Annotated in this window: 17 protein-coding genes; 10 read left to right on the top strand and 7 right to left on the bottom strand. The window is 71.2% G+C overall.

Features of this window, described 5'->3' with window-relative positions:
• The first annotated feature begins 108 nt into the window (after window positions 1-108).
• Window positions 109-1,446 carry a carbohydrate ABC transporter permease gene (locus MTS1_RS05075; RefSeq protein WP_023952023.1) on the top strand — a complete coding sequence of 446 codons (1,338 nt, stop codon included), beginning with the start codon at window positions 109-111 and terminating at the stop codon, window positions 1,444-1,446.
• Window positions 1,446-2,417, top strand: a complete 972-nt coding sequence (locus MTS1_RS05070; RefSeq protein WP_023952021.1) for a carbohydrate ABC transporter permease — start codon at window positions 1,446-1,448, stop codon at window positions 2,415-2,417. Before MTS1_RS05075 ends, MTS1_RS05070 begins: the two co-directional genes overlap by 1 nt.
• Window positions 2,418-2,453: 36 nt before the next feature.
• Here MTS1_RS05070 and MTS1_RS05065 read toward each other — a convergent pair whose 3' ends face one another.
• Entirely contained in the window at window positions 2,454-3,149 is a 696-nt protein-coding gene (locus tag MTS1_RS05065; RefSeq protein WP_023952019.1) for a DUF305 domain-containing protein, read from the bottom strand.
• Window positions 3,146-3,850, bottom strand: coding sequence for a DUF3105 domain-containing protein (locus MTS1_RS05060; protein ID WP_023952017.1), 705 nt, complete (start codon window positions 3,848-3,850; stop codon window positions 3,146-3,148). Before MTS1_RS05060 ends, MTS1_RS05065 begins: the two co-directional genes overlap by 4 nt.
• A 252-nt stretch (window positions 3,851-4,102) precedes the next feature.
• Here MTS1_RS05060 and MTS1_RS05055 point away from each other — a divergent pair, with 252 nt between their 5' ends.
• The 3 genes from MTS1_RS05055 to MTS1_RS05045 are packed head-to-tail and all read left to right on the top strand — an operon-like array spanning window position 4,103 to window position 7,986.
• Window positions 4,103-5,332, top strand: coding sequence for a multidrug effflux MFS transporter (locus MTS1_RS05055; RefSeq protein WP_036304644.1), 1,230 nt, complete (start codon window positions 4,103-4,105; stop codon window positions 5,330-5,332).
• A gap of 58 nt (window positions 5,333-5,390) precedes the next feature.
• Entirely contained in the window at window positions 5,391-6,050 is a 660-nt protein-coding gene (locus MTS1_RS05050) for a phosphatase PAP2 family protein (protein ID WP_023952013.1), read from the top strand.
• 10 nt (window positions 6,051-6,060) lie between these two features.
• The gene (locus tag MTS1_RS05045) at window positions 6,061-7,986 is read left to right on the top strand and encodes a helicase HerA-like domain-containing protein (protein WP_023952011.1); all 1,926 of its coding nucleotides are present in this window, start codon (window positions 6,061-6,063) and stop codon (window positions 7,984-7,986) included.
• Between the two features lie 24 nt (window positions 7,987-8,010).
• Here the strand turns inward: MTS1_RS05045 and MTS1_RS05040 are convergent, their stop codons facing one another.
• Window positions 8,011-9,486, bottom strand: a complete 1,476-nt coding sequence (locus MTS1_RS05040; protein ID WP_023952009.1) for an MFS transporter — start codon at window positions 9,484-9,486, stop codon at window positions 8,011-8,013.
• A 242-nt stretch (window positions 9,487-9,728) separates the two neighbouring features.
• Here MTS1_RS05040 and MTS1_RS05035 point away from each other — a divergent pair, with 242 nt between their 5' ends.
• Genes MTS1_RS05035 through MTS1_RS05025 form a run of 3 tightly spaced genes read left to right on the top strand, consistent with a single transcriptional unit; the run spans window position 9,729 to window position 12,243 of the window.
• Entirely contained in the window at window positions 9,729-11,342 is a 1,614-nt protein-coding gene (locus tag MTS1_RS05035; RefSeq protein ID WP_023952008.1) for an SDR family oxidoreductase, read from the top strand.
• Window positions 11,339-11,815 (top strand): molybdenum cofactor biosynthesis protein B, encoded by a 477-nt coding sequence (locus MTS1_RS05030; protein WP_023952005.1) that lies wholly within the window; start codon window positions 11,339-11,341, stop codon window positions 11,813-11,815. Before MTS1_RS05035 ends, MTS1_RS05030 begins: the two co-directional genes overlap by 4 nt.
• The gene (locus MTS1_RS05025) at window positions 11,815-12,243 is read left to right on the top strand and encodes a molybdenum cofactor biosynthesis protein MoaE (RefSeq protein WP_023952003.1); all 429 of its coding nucleotides are present in this window, start codon (window positions 11,815-11,817) and stop codon (window positions 12,241-12,243) included. The genes MTS1_RS05030 and MTS1_RS05025 overlap by 1 nt, the downstream gene beginning before the upstream one ends.
• Window positions 12,244-12,264: 21 nt before the next feature.
• Here MTS1_RS05025 and MTS1_RS05020 read toward each other — a convergent pair whose 3' ends face one another.
• From MTS1_RS05020 to MTS1_RS05005, 4 genes are read right to left on the bottom strand one after another with little or no spacing between them, the layout of a single operon-like run.
• Window positions 12,265-12,498 (bottom strand): MoaD/ThiS family protein, encoded by a 234-nt coding sequence (locus tag MTS1_RS05020; protein WP_023952001.1) that lies wholly within the window; start codon window positions 12,496-12,498, stop codon window positions 12,265-12,267.
• Window positions 12,498-12,977 carry a cyclic pyranopterin monophosphate synthase MoaC gene (moaC, locus tag MTS1_RS05015; protein WP_023951999.1) on the bottom strand — a complete coding sequence of 160 codons (480 nt, stop codon included), beginning with the start codon at window positions 12,975-12,977 and terminating at the stop codon, window positions 12,498-12,500. The genes MTS1_RS05020 and moaC overlap by 1 nt, the downstream gene beginning before the upstream one ends.
• A 4-nt stretch (window positions 12,978-12,981) precedes the next feature.
• Window positions 12,982-14,241, bottom strand: a complete 1,260-nt coding sequence (gene glp, locus MTS1_RS05010) for a gephyrin-like molybdotransferase Glp (protein WP_370576210.1) — start codon at window positions 14,239-14,241, stop codon at window positions 12,982-12,984.
• Window positions 14,229-15,332: a ThiF family adenylyltransferase gene (locus MTS1_RS05005; protein ID WP_036304643.1), complete on the bottom strand. Its 1,104-nt coding sequence runs from the start codon at window positions 15,330-15,332 to the stop codon at window positions 14,229-14,231. Before MTS1_RS05005 ends, glp begins: the two co-directional genes overlap by 13 nt.
• Window positions 15,333-15,451: 119 nt before the next feature.
• Between MTS1_RS05005 and MTS1_RS05000 the strand changes: the two genes are divergently transcribed.
• Together MTS1_RS05000 and modA are read left to right on the top strand one after the other, a co-directional pair.
• Complete coding sequence (locus tag MTS1_RS05000) at window positions 15,452-15,844, top strand: molybdopterin-binding protein (protein ID WP_023951991.1); 393 nt, start codon at window positions 15,452-15,454, stop codon at window positions 15,842-15,844.
• A 3-nt stretch (window positions 15,845-15,847) separates the two neighbouring features.
• A complete protein-coding gene (modA, locus tag MTS1_RS04995) occupies window positions 15,848-16,666 on the top strand; it encodes a molybdate ABC transporter substrate-binding protein (protein WP_023951989.1) in 819 nt (272 codons plus the stop codon).
• Window positions 16,667-16,676 lie beyond the last annotated feature (10 nt).

The raw sequence follows: 16,676 nt of genomic DNA, 5'->3' as shown, positions 1-16,676 counted from the left end.
GTCGCCTGACGATCGGTTGAGCCGAGCGGGGTCGGGCTGCACAAGCCCGGCCCCGCTCCTCCCGTCCGTACCGCCCGGGTACGCCGCTGTACTCAGAAGGGGATCCACATGTCGCAGACGACCGTCGACAGACCTGTCGACACCGAACCTCCCACCACCACCCATGCCACCGATCCGAAGGGGAGGTCGATCACCCGGATCGTCGTCGCCGTCGGCTTCGCCCTGATCGTCGCCATCCTGCTGCTGCTGATCTTCACCGGATCGAGCGAGGAATCGGCGCGCATCACGATCGGGTTCTCACTCAACAGCTTCTTCCTCTGGCTGGGCGCGATGAACCCGCTCATCCAGATCCCCGTGATCCTGGCCGTCTTCGGGCTCGTCGTGGGCATCATCTTGGTGCTCATCGAGTACGCGCCCCGGCCGGGTCGCGGCTACTTCATCATGCGGCTCGTCGCGTGCCTGGTCATCCCGGTGCTCGCGTTCCTGCTGCTGCGCCCCTACGCCAACGCCGTCCTCTACGTCGTCGCGATCGCGCTGCTCGTCGGTGCGCTGCTCTTCTTCGCGGACTTCCGGTCGCGTCAGGGCGCGGGCTACCTGTTCCAGCTCATCCTCTTCATGGCCCCGGCCAGCATCATGCTGGCGCTCGGACTGATCTACCCGGCCATCGCCACGATCTTCAAGTCGTTCTACGACAAGTCGGGCGAGCAGTTCGTGGGCCTCGAGAACTACTTCTGGGTGTTCACGAACCCGACGGGCACGGCCTCGGTCGTCAACACGATCCTGTGGGCGCTCCTCGCTCCGACGATCTCGGTCGCCATCGGACTCGCCTACGCGGTGTTCATCGACCGCGCCCGCGGCGAGAAGGTGCTCAAGGTCCTCGTGTTCATGCCGGTCGCGATCTCGTTCGTCGGTGCCGGCATCATCTGGAAGTTCATGTACGACGCGCGGCAGGGGGAGCAGGTCGGCCTGCTCAACGCGATCGTCACGGCGTTCGGCGGCGATCCGATCCAGTGGCTCGCCATCAAGCCGGTCATCAACACCCTCATGCTCCTGGTGGTCTTCATCTGGACCCAGACCGGATTCGCCATGGTGATCCTCTCCGCCGCGATCAAGGCGGTGCCGACCGAGCAGCTCGAGGCGGCGCAGCTGGACGGGACGAACGCCTGGCAGCGGTTCCGCAATGTCACGGTGCCCGGCATCCGCTCGTCGCTGATCGTGGTGCTCACGACCATCACGATCGCATCGCTGAAGGTGTACGACATCGTGGCGGTCATGACCGGCGGCCGCGATGAGACGACCGTGCTCGGCTTCGAGATGGTCAACCAGCAGCAGCGGTTCCAGAGCTACGGGCACTCGTCCGCGCTCGCCGTCGTGCTGTTCCTGTTCGTCCTGCCGCTGATCATCTACAACGCCCGATCGATGGCCAAGCAGAGGGAGATCCGCTGATGACCGTTGCAGCCCCGGCCGCGCCCGTCGACACCCGCACCAAGCGCCAGGTGGCGCGCGACACACGCCGCAACGAGGCGATCGCCCACAAGAAGCTGACGTCGAAGGGCGCGACCATCGCGGCCGTCATCATCGCCGTCTTCTGGACGATCCCGACGTTCGGCCTGTTCGTGACCTCGTTCCGGCCCGGTGCCGACACCCAGTCCACCGGCTGGTGGACCGTCTTCGCCAACCCGGAGTTCACCCTCGACAACTACGCCGAGGCGCTGACGGCCGGAGGAACGTCGACGACGCTCGCCTCGGCGTTCATCAACTCGCTCGCGATCACCATCCCCGCGACGGTGTTCCCGATCGTGATGGCCGCCCTTGCCGCCTACGCGTTCGCGTGGATCGACTTCAAGGGCCGCAGCGCGCTGTTCGTGTTCGTCTTCGCGCTGCAGATCGTGCCGCTGCAGATGGCGCTCGTGCCGCTGCTCAGCCTCTTCTCGGAGGGGCTGACCATCAACGACGTGCCGATCTTCCCCGGGTTCGGTCTCAACGAGGTGCAATACAGCTTCGCCCGCGTCTGGATCGCCCACGCGATCTTCGCCCTGCCGCTGGCGACGTTCATGCTGCACAACTTCATCGCCGAGATCCCGGGAGAGATCATCGAGGCGGCGCGGGTCGACGGCGCCGGCCACGGGCAGGTCTTCTTCCGCATCATCGTCCCGCTGGCAGCTCCGGCGATCGCGTCGTTCGCGATCTTCCAGTTCCTGTGGGTGTGGAACGACCTGCTGGTCGCGACGATCTTCGCGTCGCCGGGAGCTCTGCCGATCACGCAGGCGCTCAACTCGCTGTCGGGCACGTGGGGCAACCGCTGGTTCCTGCAGTCGGCGGGAACCTTCATCTCGATCATCGTGCCGCTGATCGTGTTCTTCGCGCTGCAGCGCTTCTTCGTGCGCGGCCTGCTGGCAGGTGCGACGAAGGGCTGATCGGGAGGAGCGGATGCCGCTGGGGTGCGGGGGCTGTCAGCCATCGCACCCCAGTCTTTGCTGGATCGAGCGCATCAGGTCGATCTCGGCGCTCTGCGTCTCGATGACGCCGCCGGCGACCTGAACGGCCCGCGGGTCGCTGCCGAGGTCGACGAGGGCCTGGGCCATGGGGATGGCCCCCTGGTGGTGGCGGATCATGAGGCCGAGGAACGTGCAGTCGGCGGCGACGCCGGTCTCGGCATCCAGCTGCGCCAGCTGAGCGGGCGTGGCCATGCCCATCTCGGCGCGGAGCTCTTCGTCGCTCGGCTGCTGCGCCTGAGTACCGTGGTTGTGAGCGGGGTGCCCGACCATCCACTGCATGAGGGGAGCGGTGGATGCCTGCGGCAGCCCCCACTGGACGAGCCAGTCGTAGAACTCTCCGCGCTGGCCGGCCTGGGCCGTGGCGATGTCGAACGCGAGCGTGCGGATGCCCTCGTCCTCGGTCTTGCGATAGATCGTCATCGCCATCTCGATCGCCTGCGTGTGGTGCACCTGCATGTCGCGGGCGAAGCCGGCCTCGGGGGAGGAGTTGCCGGGAACCGACGGGGAGGTGCCGAAGGCGGAGAAGCGCCCGACGGCGAACGCCGCCCCCGCGACCGCGAGGACGATGAGGAGCACCGCCCACCAGCGCAGGCCGGTGGGCGGCGGGACCGAGCCCTGCGACTCGGTCTCCACCGCGAGGTCGTCGGTCACGCCTTGCCGGGCCCGTCGATCGCGCCCGAGCAGATCGCGTTCGGCTCGGGGACGTTCTGGCTGCGCCAGTACTCGGTGAAGAAGTCGCGGATGCGCTCGTCATCGGCCGAGTCGACCTTCAGCTGCGCGTTCCAGGCGCTCACGGCGATGGGGGTGTCCATGTCGGGGTAGGGCGTCAGCAGCGCGTACGTGCTCGGCATGTAGCCCTCGAGGGTCTCGATGTCGGCATCCGAGACCTGGGCCGGGTCGTACGTGATCCAGACGGCGCCGTGCTCCATCGAGTGGACGGCGTTCTCGTTCGCCTGCGGCTCGGTGTAGACGCCGCAGTTGAGCCAGTACGGGTTGTGCTCGCCGCCGGCCGGCGGGTTCTGCGGGTACTCGACGGTGCCCTCGACGTGCGTCGTGATGTTCTGGAACGTCTCGACGCCGGGGATCTCGCGACCCGTGCTGTTGCCCGCCTCGTACGTGACGGGCCGAGGCGCGAGGACCACCGACGCGGCGATGAGACCCACCACGGCGACCGCGGCGGTCGAGCCGACGACCCACCAGGTCAGCTTGCTGCGACGTCGCTTCGCCAGCTGCTTCTGGTACTCGGCGAGCTTGGCCTGCTTCTGCTGCTCGCGCTGCTGCTTGACGGTGAGGTTGATCTGGGCCTGGGCGGCAGGATTGCCGCTCGTTCGCTTGTCGGCGGACGGAGTCATTGCTGTGACCTCGGTTCGGGGGCAAGGGGAGTGTCGGAGCGCGCGCGGCGCGGAGCCAGCCTATGCGCGTGAATGGTGAATCGGCTGAGAGGCGCGAACGACGCGAATCGGGCGCGGGTTACGATAGAAGGTCGCTCGAAAACGCTGCTGCCACGAAACGAAGAAGACGTGCCCGAAACTCCTCCCCATCATTCCTCCTCCGCCACCGGGGCGATCCGCACGCTGGGCTCGAACCCCGCCACGGCGCCCATCATGCTGCATCCGGGTGACGCGATCCCGACCTCGCGCCGCGTCACCTACATCATCCTGCTCGGCGCGCTGACGGCGCTCGGGCCCTTCACGATCGATCTCTACCTTCCCGCCTTCCCCGCGCTGGAAGCCGACTTCCAGACGACGGCGGCGGCGATTCAGCTCACGCTCACCGGAACGATGGTCGGCTTCGCGCTGGGGCAGCTCATCGTCGGCCCGCTCAGCGACAAGCTGGGGCGCCGCGTCCCGCTGCTGTGCGTGACCGCGCTCCACGTGCTCTCGAGCACGGCCGCCGCCATCGCCCCGTCCCTCGAGCTGCTGAGTGCGGCTCGGGTCTTCATGGGCATCGGCGCGGCCGCGGGCGGTGTCGTCGCGATGGCGATCGTCCGCGACCTGTTCGGCGGACGCCGGCTCGTGGTGATGCTGAGCCGACTCGCCCTGGTCTCCGGTGTCGCCCCGGTCGCCGCCCCGCTCGTCGGCTCGGGCCTGCTGACGGTCATGCCCTGGCGCGGCATCTTCGTCGTGCTCGCCGCGTACGGCGCGGTGATGCTGATCGCCTCGCTCTTCCTCGTGCCCGAGACCCTGCCCAAGGCGCGCCGCCGCGACAGCGGTTCCGCCACGGTGTGGCAGCGCTACCGCAGCGTCCTGAGCGATCGCATCTTCATCGGCGTGCTGATCATCGGCGGCATGACCTTCAGCGGACTGTTCTCGTACCTGTCGTCGTCGTCGTTCCTCTTCCAGCAGACCTACGGCTTCGATCCGCAGCAGTACGGCGTCCTGTTCGCCGTCAACTCGCTCGGCGTCGTCCTGGGCGTGCAGACGGCGTCGCGGCTCGCCGCCCGCTTCGGCCCGCAGTGGGTCATGGCGGTCTCGACCGCCGTGCTCGTCATCGCGGGGGTCGCCATCATCGTCACCGACCAGCTGGGGCTGGGCCTGTGGGGCACGGTCGTGCCGCTGTTCTTCTTCATCACGGCGTGCGGCTTCACCTTCCCCTGCGTGCAGGTGCTCGCTCTCGACCGTCACGGCCGCGCCGCCGGAACCGCGGCATCGCTGATCGGCGCCGTCAACTTCGGCGTCGCCGGCTTCATCTCGCCGCTCGCGGCGTGGATCTCGGGCGGCTCGGGCATCACTGCCACGACGATGGCCTCGGTGATGGCGGGGTGCGCCGTGGTGGCGGTCCTCTCGCTGTGGCTCGTCGTGCGCCCGCGCAGCGTTCCGCAGCTCTCTCCCTGATCGGCGCTTCCGGCGCAAGGGGCGGAGCCGAATCGGCCACCGCCGACACAATGGACCGATGAACGACGTCCCGCCGACCGACCCCCGCCGACTCTGGCCGCGCCGTGCCGCCATCGGAATCGTCCTGATGGTGGCGGGAGCGCTGCTGGGGTGGTGGCTGTTCACGCAGCTGGGCCAGCCCTTCGCCGTCGATCGGTGGTGGAACGAGACGCTGCCGGCCGATCCGGGGGCGGTCGGACTCGTGTTCGGGCTCGTGATGAACCGGATCGGCGGGACGTGGGTGGGGGTGTTCGCGATCCCGATCGCGGTCGCCGTGGCGCTGATCGTGCTGCGCCGGCCCTGGGCTGCGGGTTACTTCCTGGTGGCATCGGCGTTGAGCGCGCTCGTAGTGCAGCTGATCAAGAACCTCGTGGACAGGTCGCGACCCGAAGACATCCTCGTCACGACGGATGCCGGCTCATTCCCGTCCGGGCATACAGCCAATGCGGCCACGATCGGCGTCGTCGCCGTCATCCTCTTTCCGCGCATCTGGGTCGCGATCATCGGGGTCGTGTGGACGGTGCTGATGGCGCTCAGCCGCACGGTCGTGCACGCGCACTGGCTCTCCGACACGGTCGGGGGGATGCTGGTGGGGGCGGGCGTTGCCCTCGTGGTGGCCGCGATGTTCACCGAGCAGCTCGAACGGGAGCGACGCGCGGTTCAGGAGCGGCGGGGCTAGGCTCACCGCCATGAGCGTCTCGCCCGACGATCCGGCCGTTCCTTCCGCTGCCGCGGTCGCTGCGGCCGATCTCGCCCGGCTGCGCGCCGAGGCGGAGGCCGCCGAGGCAGCCCTCGTCGCCGCACGGGCGCGCGCCGCCCTGGCCGCCGCCGAAGCGGATGCCGCCCGTGCTGCGGCCGGGCGACCCGAGTCGTCGGGTCCGGACGGGAAAGCCGAGCCGGCGGCTGCGGTCCCGCCACCCGAGCCGTCGGAGTCGGCGGGGGAACCCGAGCCCGCCGATGCGGCGGGTCCTCTCGACGGATCCGAGGTCGGCGACATCCGCCGGGGCTACGCGTTCGATGGGCCCGCCCTCGAGCTCGGGGCTCTCCTGAACGGCGAGCCGCTGCGCGATGCGCCGGTCCGCATCCCGCTCGCGATGACGAACCGTCACGGTCTCGTGGCCGGCGCCACCGGCACGGGCAAGACGCGCACCCTGCAGGTTCTCGCGGAGCAGCTCGCGGCGAACGGTGTGCCGGTGTTCGCCGCCGACGTCAAGGGCGACCTGTCGGGACTGGCCGAGCCGGGGGAGACGAGCGAGAAGCTGCTCTTCCGGACGGGCGCCATCGGGCAGGAGTGGACGCCGCGCTCTTTCGCGACGGAGTTCCTCGCGCTCGGCGACCGCGCAGCGGGAACGCCCGTGCGCGCGAGCGTCTCGGGCTTCGGTCCGCTGCTGCTGAGCCGCGTTCTCGGGCTCAACGCGACGCAGGAGTCGAGCCTCGGTCTCGTCTTCCACTACGCCGACGCCAACGGCCTGGCGCTCGTCGACCTCGCCGACCTGCGCGCGGTGCTGACCTACCTCACGAGCGATGACGGCAAAGCCGAGCTCGCCGAGCTCGGCGGACTCTCGAAAGCCACGGCCGGTGTCATCCTCCGCGAGCTCATCACCTTCGCCGATGCCGGGGCCGACGTCTTCTTCGGCGAACCGGAGTTCGACGTCCGCGACCTTCTGCGCACCACCGACGCGGGCGAGGGCGTCATCACCCTGCTGGAGGTACCCGGTGTGGCCGACCGGCCGGTGCTCTACTCGACGTTCCTCATGTACCTGCTGGCCGAGCTGTTCGAGGTGCTCCCCGAGGTCGGCGATGCCGACAAACCGGGGCTCGTGTTCTTCTTCGACGAGGCGCATCTGCTGTTTCGCGACGCGTCGAAGGACTTCCTCGCCGCCGTCGTCCAGACCGTCCGCCTGATCCGCTCGAAGGGCGTCGGCGTCTTCTTCGTCACGCAGACGCCCAAGGACGTGCCGTCCGACGTTCTGGCGCAGCTGGGCTCGCGCGTGCAGCACGCGCTGCGGGCCTTCACGCCCGACGACGTCACCGCCCTGCGCGCGAGCGTGCGCACCTACCCGCGCTCGGGCTACGACCTCGAGCGGGTCCTCCAGGAGCTCGGCACCGGCGAGGCGATCGTCACGGTGATGAACGAGAAGGGCGCGCCCACGCCCGTCGCCTGGACGCGGCTCCGCGCGCCGCAGGCCGCGATGTCGCCGGCGACGGCAGCGGAGGTCGAGGCCCGCGTGTCGGCATCCGAGATCCGGCCGCGCTACGCCGAGGCGATCGACCGCGAGTCGGCGCGCGAGATCCTCACAGCCCGCATGAACGCGGCCCAGGCGGCGCTCGACGCGGCCGAGGCCGAGGCCGCGCGCCGCAAGGCCGAGCAGGACGCCGCGAAGCTGCGCGCCAAGGCCGACGCCGCCTACGCGAAGCAGCTCGCAGCCATCCGCAAGCAGGCCGCGGCCGACGAGGCGAAAGAGCGTCGCGAATACGACCGGATGCTGCGCAGCATGACCTCGAACACGCGGTCGCGCCGGAAGACGCCGGCGGAGCAGATCCTCGGCTCGCGTGCGGCCCAGGAGGTGCTGACCGGCGTCATCCGGGGCATCTTCGGCACCGGGCGGCGCTGAGGACGCGCCCGGGCCGACGGCGCCTCAGGGGCGGACGATGTCGAGCGGCATCGTCGAGGTGTCGATGCGCGGATCGTCGTCCTGCCCGGCGACGAGAGCCTCGGCCTCGGCGATCGTCTCGACCGTCGGCACGGAGCCGAGGAGGGGCCGCTGGGCCGTCTCGCGCATCGCGAAGAGTGCGACGGCGGCGAGAGCCGAGAAGAACATGATGTAGAACGCCGGCATGTACGTGTTGCCCGTCCACTCGATGAGCGCCTGGCTGAACAGCGGGGTCGTGCCGCCGAAGAGCGACACGGCCAGGTTGTAAGCGATGCCCATCGCGCCGAAGCGGGTGGCGGTGGGGAACAGTGCCGGCAGGGCGCTCGCCGAGATCGCGACGAACAGCGCCACCGGCACCGCGATGATGCCCAGCGCGATGAAGACCGCCCACAGCTCGCCGATCTGCATGATCGCGAACGCCGGCACCGTCAGGACGAGCGACGCTCCGATCGCGAATGCGTAGATGCGCCGCCGGCCGAAGCGGTCGCTGAGCCGGCCGACGAAGGGCAGGGTCGCCGACATCACCACGAGCACGGGAACCGTCGCCACCGCGGCGGAGAGGTTCGAGAGTCCGACCTCCTTCTCGAGGTAGGTCGGCATGTAGCTGGTCAGCGCGTAGCCGGCCGTGTTGGTCGCCGCGACGATCGCCACGGCGACGAGGATCGTCCGCCAGTGGTGGCGCAGGATGCCGCCGATGCCGTGACGAGCCATCGGGTCGTCCTTGCTGGGCGCCGCGGCCGACTCTGACTCCTGCTCGAACGCCGGGGTCTCCGGGATGCGCAGGCGGAACCAGATGGCGACGATGCCGAGCGGGATGGCGACGAGGAACGGGATGCGCCAGCCGCCGTCGACCATCGCGTCGGGGCCCCAGAGTCCCTGCGTGATGAGGGTCGTCAGCGCGACGACCGTGGCGCCGGCGGCGAAGCCGACGTACGAGCCGACGTCGAGCCACGAGGCCCAGAAGCCCCGCGAGCGGTCGGGTGAGAACTCGGTCACGTACGTCGAGGCTCCGGCGTACTCGCCGCCGGTCGAGAAGCCCTGCACCATCTTCAGCACATACAGGGGCACGACCGCCCAGATGCCGATCTGCGCCGAGGTCGGCAGCAGGCCGATGAGCGCGGTCGCGGTCGCCATCATCGCCATCGTCAGGAACAGGACCTTCTGTCGCCCGATCCGGTCGCCGAGGGGGCCGAGCACGATCCCGCCCAGGGGACGCACGAGGAACGACACGGCGAAGCCGAGGAGGGTCACCAGCAGGCCCCACGGGTCGGGGATGTCCTCGGCGAAGACGACGGTGAGCGTCACGGCGAGGTAGCCGTAGATGCCGAAGTCGAACCATTCCATGAAGTTGCCGACGACGGTGCCCGAGATCGCGGTTCGGACCTTCTTGCGTTCGACGACGATGACGTCGTCGACCTCGAGACGTCGGCGGGCGGGCCGCTTCGTGCGCGTGCGTGACATATTCGGTTCTCCTCCGGCAGCGTCGCCGGGCTCGGGTCGCCAGACGACTGTCCTTCGCTCACGGGAGCGTAGACCCCGGTGCCGGGGCGGGCGCAATCTCGCGCGGGGGCGTTGCGATCCGGCGCATCGCCGCCTATCGCGCGCGCGTGAGGCGACGCGGGCACAGTGCCCGGGCGGCAACGGGCGATCCGTCGCATGTCAAGTCGTGTCGGTCGGGACCGGTCCGCGCCTACCGTCTGATCATGACCGAGCTGACCGCACCTACCGGACACGAGCCCGAGCTGCAGGCGCAGCCCCGACCGGACGGATCGGCGCCGCGAGCCCTCGTCCTCGGCGCCACCGGATACATCGGCGGACGGCTCGTGCCACGTCTCGTCGCGGCGGGATACCGCGTGCGCGTGCTGGCGCGCACGCCCGAACGCGTCGCGAGCTTTCCGTGGGGCGACGCCGTCGAGATCGTGGGCGGCTCGGCCGACGACGCGGATGCCGTCGCCGAGGCCGTGTCCGACGTGGACGTCGTCTACTACCTGATCCACTCGATGGGGGCGGGGGCAGGCTTCGAGGAGGCCGACGAACGGGCCGCCCGCACGGTCGCCGATGCCGCGGCGGCGGCATCCGTGAAGCGCATCGTCTATCTCGGCGGCCTCCACCCCTCCGATGCCGAGTTGTCGCCGCACCTGCGCTCGCGCGTGGAGGTCGGCGAGATCCTGCTGGAGTCCGGCGTGCCGACCCTCGTGCTGCAGGCGGGCGTCGTCATCGGGTCGGGGTCGGCGTCGTTCGAGATGGTGCGTCACCTCACCGACGTGCTGCCGTACATGCCGGCGCCCAAGTGGGTGCGAAACCGCATCCAGCCGATCGCGGTCCGCGACGTGCTGCACTACCTGCTCGGCGCGGCGCGCGTGGATCCCGAGCTGAACCGCGCCGTCGACATCGGCGGTCCCGACGTGCTGCGCTACGGGCAGATGATGAACGGATACGCCCTCGAGGCGGGCCTGCGGCAGCGGGCGATCGCGGCCCTGCCGGTGCTCACACCCGGGCTCGCCTCGCACTGGGTGAACCTCGTGACGCCCGTGCCGCGCGCCATCGCACGCCCGCTCATCGCGTCGCTCCAGAACGAGTGCGTCATGGACGACCACGACATCGACGACATCATCCCGCAGCCCGAGGGAGGCCTGACGTCGTACCGGACGAGCGTGCGGCTGGCGCTCGGCCGGGTGGATGCCGACGAGGTCGAGACGAGCTGGCAGGACGCCGACGTGCTCGGCGCGCCGAGCGATCCGCTGCCGAGCGACCCCGAGTGGGCGGGCCGGACCGTCTTCACCGACGAGCGCTCCGCCGACACGAGCGCCTCGCCCGAGCGGCTCTGGGAGGTCATCGCAGGCATCGGCGGCACGAACGGCTGGTACTCGGCGCGCGCGCTGTGGGAGATCCGCGGCTGGATGGACCGCCTGGTCGGCGGCATCGGCCTCGCGCGCGGGCGCCGCAGCCGGGGCAAGGTGCGGGTGGGGGATGCGATCGACTTCTGGCGTGTCGAGGCCGTCGAGGAGGGGCGCCTGCTGCGTCTGCGTGCCGAGATGCGGGTGCCGGGGGAGGCCTGGCTCGAGCTGAAGGTCGCGCCGCGCGAGGGCGGTGCCCGGTACGAGCAGCGCGCGATCTTCTTCCCGCGCGGTCTGGCCGGGCGACTGTACTGGCTCGGCGTGCTGCCGTTCCACGGGCTCATCTTCACCGCGATGGCGACGCGCATCACCGAGATGGCAGAAGGAAAGGTCGAGGAAGGGCGGATCGCCGTCGAGAACACCCACGCCGACGACGACACCGCGCGAGCGGGTGCGGACGCCCCTAGGGTGGGGTCGTGAGCCGTTCCGCCGCCGTCATCACCGTGTCCGATCGCTCGGCCCGGGGTGAGCGTCCGGATGCGGCCGGTCCCGTCGCCGTCGAGGCCTTGCGCGCCGCGGGATGGGACTGCGCCGACGCCGCCGTCGTCGCCGACGGTGCTGCCTCGGTGGCCGGGGCGCTGCGGGCCGCGATCGCAGGCGGAGCGCGTCTGATCGTGACGACCGGCGGAACCGGCGTGGCGCCGCGCGACGAGACTCCCGAAGGCACCGGCGAGGTCATCGAGCGCGAGCTGCCCGGCGTGGCCGAAGAGCTGCGCCGGCGCGGTGTAGCCGAGACGCCCACGGCCGTCCTCTCACGCGGGCGAGCAGGGGTGGCCGGGCGAACGCTCATCGTGAACCTGCCGGGGTCGCCACGCGCCGTGGCATCCGGTATCGACGTGGTGACGGGGATCGCCGGGCACGTCGTCGCTCAGCTCGACGGGCACGATCACTGATGGGCGAGATCCGCATCGCCCGCATCACCGCGGAGCCCCTCGACGTCTCCCAGCATCTCGCGGCCGTCGATTCCCCCGCTATCGGGGCCGTGACGAGCTTCGTCGGGACCGTGCGCGATCACGACCCGGATGCCGCTGGCGCGGTCTCGGCGCTGCACTACGAGGCTCACCCCGACGCCGAGACGACACTGCGGGCCATCGCTGCGGCCGTGCTCGGCGACCGCGACGGCATCGTGGCGGTCAGTCACCGCATCGGCGACCTCGCGGTGGGGGATGCCGCCGTCGTCATCGCGGTGGGCACGGCGCACCGGGGCGACGCATTCGAGGTGTGCCGCGAGCTGATCGAGGCGATCAAGCGCGAGCTGCCGATCTGGAAGCAGCAGATCGAGGCGGACGGCACGACGGCGTGGAAGGGGATCGGCGGCTGATCCTCTCAGACGGCGGGTGACTCAGCCGCCGGCGAAGGGCGGGAGGATGTCGACGGTGACGTCGGGGCCGATCTCGCTGGAGTCGGCGGCGCGTGCGCCGTCGACCAGGACGGCGCATTTCGGCAGGATCGCCGCCAGCCCGGGATGCTCCCGCGACAGTGCGTCGCGCAGAGCGCCGAGGCTGTTCTCGGAGCGAACCTCCTCGCTCCGTCCCGCGCGCTCGGCAGCCGCGGCGAAGTAGCGGACGCGCGCCATCAGGCGCCCTCGCCGGGGCGCTGCCAGTCGCCGCTGCGGCCGCCGGACTTCGCGGTGATGCGGATGTTCTCGATCGAGGTCGCCTTATCGATGCCCTTCACCATGTCGACGACGGCGAGGGCGGCGACCGAGACCGAGGTGAGCGCCTCCATCTCGACGCCGGTGCGGTCGGCGGTGCGCGCGGTCGCCTCGATCTCGATGCCCGCGTCGGTGATGTCGAGGTCGACGACGACCCCGTGCACCCCGATCACATGGGCGAGGGGGAGAAGCTCCGGCGTGCGCTTGGCTGCCTGGATGCCGGCGATGCGCGCGACGGCGAGGACGTCGCCCTTCGGCACCGTGCCGTCGCGGAGGGATGCGACGACCTCGGGCGAGCAGCGGACGAACCCGCGAGCCGTCGCAGCGCGGACGGTCGGCTGCTTCGCGGTGACGTCGACCATGCGAGCGTGACCGGCGTCGTCGAGGTGAGTGAAGCTCATGCCCTCATCCTTCCAGCAGCAGGACCTCGACGAGGTCGCCGGGCTCGACGACGGCCGTCTCGGCCGGGACGACCGCGTACGCCTCGGCGAGGGCGAGGGCGCCCGCCAGGTGCGAGCCCGAGCCGCCCGGTGTCGCCGGGCGCACGCGCCACCGTGCGGGATCGCTGCGGTCGATGACCGCGGGAAGGTACTGCCGGCGCCCCGGCGGTGTGTGCCAGGATTCGGCAGCGGGAAGATGCAACGCGGGCCGGTGGAGGTCTGAGCGGCCCTGGAGGGCGAGCAGGGCGGGGCGCACGAACACGTCGAATGACACCGCCGCGCTCACCGGATTGCCCGGCAGGCCGAAGACGAGGGTTCCCGACGGCAGGACCCCGAAGGCCTGCGGCTTGCCCGGCTGCATCGCCACCCGCGAGAAGCGCAGCGCGTCGCCGAGCTCGGTCTTGACGACCTCGTAAGCGCCCGCGCTCACCCCTCCCGAGGTGATGACGACATCCGCGCGGGATCCTCCGGTCGTCGCTGCGGCGATCTCGCGACGGAACGCGCTGCCGCCGTCGTCGACGTGCACACGGCGGACGACGTCGCCGCCCGCCTGACGGACGAGCGTCTCGAGCAGCAGACCGTTGGACTCGGGAATCTGCCCGCGGGAGCGGGAAAGACCGGGCTCGACCAGTTCGCTGCCGGTCGAGATGACGACGACGTGCGGTGCCTCCGAGACCGTGACCCGCGCTATGTCGGCGGCAGCGAGGGCGGCGAGCTGCCGAGGGCCGAGCGGCACACCGGAGTCCAGCACCGTATCGCCGGGGCGGATGTCGTCGTGCGCGCGCCGGAGGAACACGCCCCGCCGGGCGGGGGCCGCGAGCACGCGCGCGGTCGTCAGCGAATCGTCGAGGCCCCCCGCGGTGTCTTCGAACGGCACGATCGTGTCGGCGTCCGTCGGCACCGGGGCGCCCGTCATGATGCGCGCGGCCTGCCCGGGGCTCAGGGACGGATCGTCGGCGGAGCCGGCCGGCAGGTCGGCGACGACCGCCAGATCGACGGGGTGCTCGGGCGACGCGCCCGCGACGTCGTCGAAGCGCACGGCGAAACCGTCCATCGCCGAGTTGTCGAAGTCGGGGATGCCCCCGCGGGCGACGGCGGCCTCGCGAAGGACGCAGCCGGCGGCATCGGCGAGCCCGACCGTGCGGGTCGGCAGCGGGCGGACGGCGGCGAGGACGTCGGCGAGCTGCTCCTCGACGGTGCGCAGCCCGCCGCTCACGACTGCCACCGCGCGAGTCCGCCCGCGAGCACGGATGCCGCGACACCGCGGCCCCGGAGGACATCGGCCGCGCGATGGGCTCGGATGCCGTGCGCGCACACGACCACGACCCGCTCGGCGTCGACGCGGTCAGGGGCCGCGAGCAGTTCTCCCAGCGGCAACACCACCGATCCGGGAAGCACGCCGGTCGCCGTCTCGTGGGGCTCGCGTACATCGAGCACCACCGCACCGGCGGACTGCTGCGCTCGGAGCTGCTCGAGATCGACCTCGGGCGCCGCCGTCCACGTCCGCTCGGGTGGGGTCGGCGGAACGGGGGCCTGCGATAGCGCACTCGACGCCGCGCGCAGCGGCACCTCGCTCTGGGTGCCGGTGAGGGCGTCGACGACGACGAGCCGGCCCAGGAGCGGCTCGCCCACTCCGGTGATGAGCTTGATCGCCTCGGTCGCGAGCATCCCGCCCACCGTCATGCAGAGCGAGCCGAGCACGCCGACCTCGGCGCACGTCGGCAGGTCGTCGGCGCTGCCGGCCGGGTAGAGATCGTCGAGGCCGATCGCCGGTACGCCTTCGGGCGGCGCGGTCCAGAAGACGGTGACCTGCGCGTGGAACTCCTGGATCACGCCCCAGACGAGCGGCAGCCCGAGCGAAGCGCACGCGGCGGCCACGACGGTGCGGGTCTCGAACGTGTCGGTGCCGTCGATGACGAGGTCGCTCCCCGCCAGCAGCCGCGACGCGTTGGCGGCATCCAGCCGCTCCCGACGCGTCTCGATCCGGGTCTCGGGGGAGAGCGCGGCGGCGGCGCGCACGGCGGAGGCGACCTTCGGCGAACCGACGTCGTCGACCCGGTGGATGACCTGGCGCTGGAGGTTGGCGTACTCGACCTCGTCGTCGTCGATGACGGTGATCGTCCCGACTCCGGCAGCTGCGAGGGCGAGGATCACCGGCGAGCCGAGGCCTCCTGCGCCGACGACGGCGACGTGGGAGGCCGCGAGTCGCCGCTGCCCCTGGTCGCCGAGGCCCGCGAGGACGGCGTGCCTCGCGGTGCGCTCGCGCTCGCGATCCGACAGGGGCCCGGTGGCGGCGACAAGAGGCGGGACGGTCATGGGATCAGGCTAGACGCGCGAGGGGGCAACCCGGGCGGACGGGAGGCGAGGCGTCACACGCATCCGTGAATGCGGCGGATTCGGCCCCGTCGGTCCGCAGATGCGGGTAAGTTCAGCGCATGACGGCATACCGAATCTCGGAGGCGGCGCGCCTGCTCGGCGTCAGTGACGACACCGTGCGCCGCTGGATCGACCACGGCGTCCTCCCGGTCACCGATGAAAGCCCCGCGCGGGTGCCGGGCGACGCGCTCGCCGCCCACGCGGTCGAGCTGGCTTCGGCCGCAGCCGACCCGTCGGACCGGCTTTCGAGCGCCCGCAACCGATTCGTCGGCCTCGTCACCCGCGTGCAGATCGACGGCGTGATGGCGCAGGTCGACGTGCAGTCCGGACCGCACCGGATCGTGTCGCTGATGTCGGCCGAGGCGGCGCGCGAGCTGGAGCTCGAGCCCGGGTCTCTCGCCGTCGCCGTCGTCAAGGCCACCACCGTCGTCGTCGAGACCCCGAAGGACTGAGCCGTGCGCACCCGACGAACGAGCCTCGCCGCCCTCGCCGCCGCCCTGCTCCTCCTGGCCGGATGCGCCGCGGGCGGCGGCCCCGACGCGGGGACGGATGCCGCGCCCGGCGTCGCGGAGTCGGAGTCCGGGTCCGCGGCCCCCGACATCTCAGGCGAGGTCACCGTGTTCGCCGCGGCGTCGCTGAAGGCGGGCTTCGACGAGCTGGCTGTGCGGTTCGAGCAGCGGCATCCGACGGTCGCCATCTCGCCCATCAGCTACGACGGGTCGTCGACGCTCGCGACGCAGCTGACCGAGGGCGCCCCCGCCGACGTGTTCGCCTCGGCCGACGAGGCGAACATGCAGAAGGTCGTCGCGGCCGGGCTCGCGGCCGACCCGCAGATCTTCGCGACGAACCGCCTCACCCTCGTCGTGCCCGCCGGCAACCCCGGCGCGGTCGCCGGCCTCGCCGACCTCGCGGACGCCGACCGCACCGTCGTGCTGTGCGCACAGGCGGTGCCGTGCGGGGCGGCGTCGGAGACGCTTCTCAGCGACGCCGGTGTCACGGCGAGCGTCGACAGCTACGAGCAGAACGTCACGGCCGTATTGACGAAGGTCGCCGGCGGCGAAGCCGATGCGGGGCTCGTCTACGTCACGGATGCCGCCCTGACCGACGACGTCGAGATCGTCGACACTCCCGGCGCCGACGAGGTGGTCAACCGCTATCCGATCGCCGCGCTGGCCGGCGCCCGTGCGCCCGAGGCCGCCGAGCAGTTCGTCGCCTACGTGCTGTCTGCGGACGGCCAGGCGGTGCTGCGCCGTCTCGGGTTCGGGGCGCCGTGAGCGGCGGCCG

The organism is Microbacterium sp. TS-1 (genome assembly GCF_000509385.1).
In the GTDB taxonomy this organism is placed as follows: Bacteria; Actinomycetota; Actinomycetes; order Actinomycetales; family Microbacteriaceae; genus Microbacterium; species Microbacterium arborescens.
Note: the sequence above shows the minus strand (reverse complement) of the source record. Positions and strands in the feature narration are given on the sequence as shown.

Bases quoted from the DNA above. Each gene is read 5' to 3' on its own strand.
- moaC (WP_023951999.1), bottom strand. From the start codon at position 12,977: ATGAGCTTCACTCACCTCGACGACGCCGGTCACGCTCGCATGGTCGAC.
- MTS1_RS05075 (WP_023952023.1), top strand. From the start codon at position 109: ATGTCGCAGACGACCGTCGACAGACCTGTCGACACCGAACCTCCCACC.
- MTS1_RS05035 (WP_023952008.1), top strand. From the start codon at position 9,729: ATGACCGAGCTGACCGCACCTACCGGACACGAGCCCGAGCTGCAGGCG.
- MTS1_RS05050 (WP_023952013.1), top strand. From the start codon at position 5,391: ATGAACGACGTCCCGCCGACCGACCCCCGCCGACTCTGGCCGCGCCGT.
- MTS1_RS05020 (WP_023952001.1), bottom strand. From the start codon at position 12,498: ATGGCGCGCGTCCGCTACTTCGCCGCGGCTGCCGAGCGCGCGGGACGG.
- MTS1_RS05060 (WP_023952017.1), bottom strand. From the start codon at position 3,850: ATGACTCCGTCCGCCGACAAGCGAACGAGCGGCAATCCTGCCGCCCAG.
- MTS1_RS05000 (WP_023951991.1), top strand. From the start codon at position 15,452: ATGACGGCATACCGAATCTCGGAGGCGGCGCGCCTGCTCGGCGTCAGT.
- MTS1_RS05045 (WP_023952011.1), top strand. From the start codon at position 6,061: ATGAGCGTCTCGCCCGACGATCCGGCCGTTCCTTCCGCTGCCGCGGTC.
- MTS1_RS05025 (WP_023952003.1), top strand. From the start codon at position 11,815: ATGGGCGAGATCCGCATCGCCCGCATCACCGCGGAGCCCCTCGACGTC.
- MTS1_RS05040 (WP_023952009.1), bottom strand. From the start codon at position 9,486: ATGTCACGCACGCGCACGAAGCGGCCCGCCCGCCGACGTCTCGAGGTC.
- MTS1_RS05055 (WP_036304644.1), top strand. From the start codon at position 4,103: ATGCTGCATCCGGGTGACGCGATCCCGACCTCGCGCCGCGTCACCTAC.
- MTS1_RS05070 (WP_023952021.1), top strand. From the start codon at position 1,446: ATGACCGTTGCAGCCCCGGCCGCGCCCGTCGACACCCGCACCAAGCGC.
- MTS1_RS05005 (WP_036304643.1), bottom strand. From the start codon at position 15,332: ATGACCGTCCCGCCTCTTGTCGCCGCCACCGGGCCCCTGTCGGATCGC.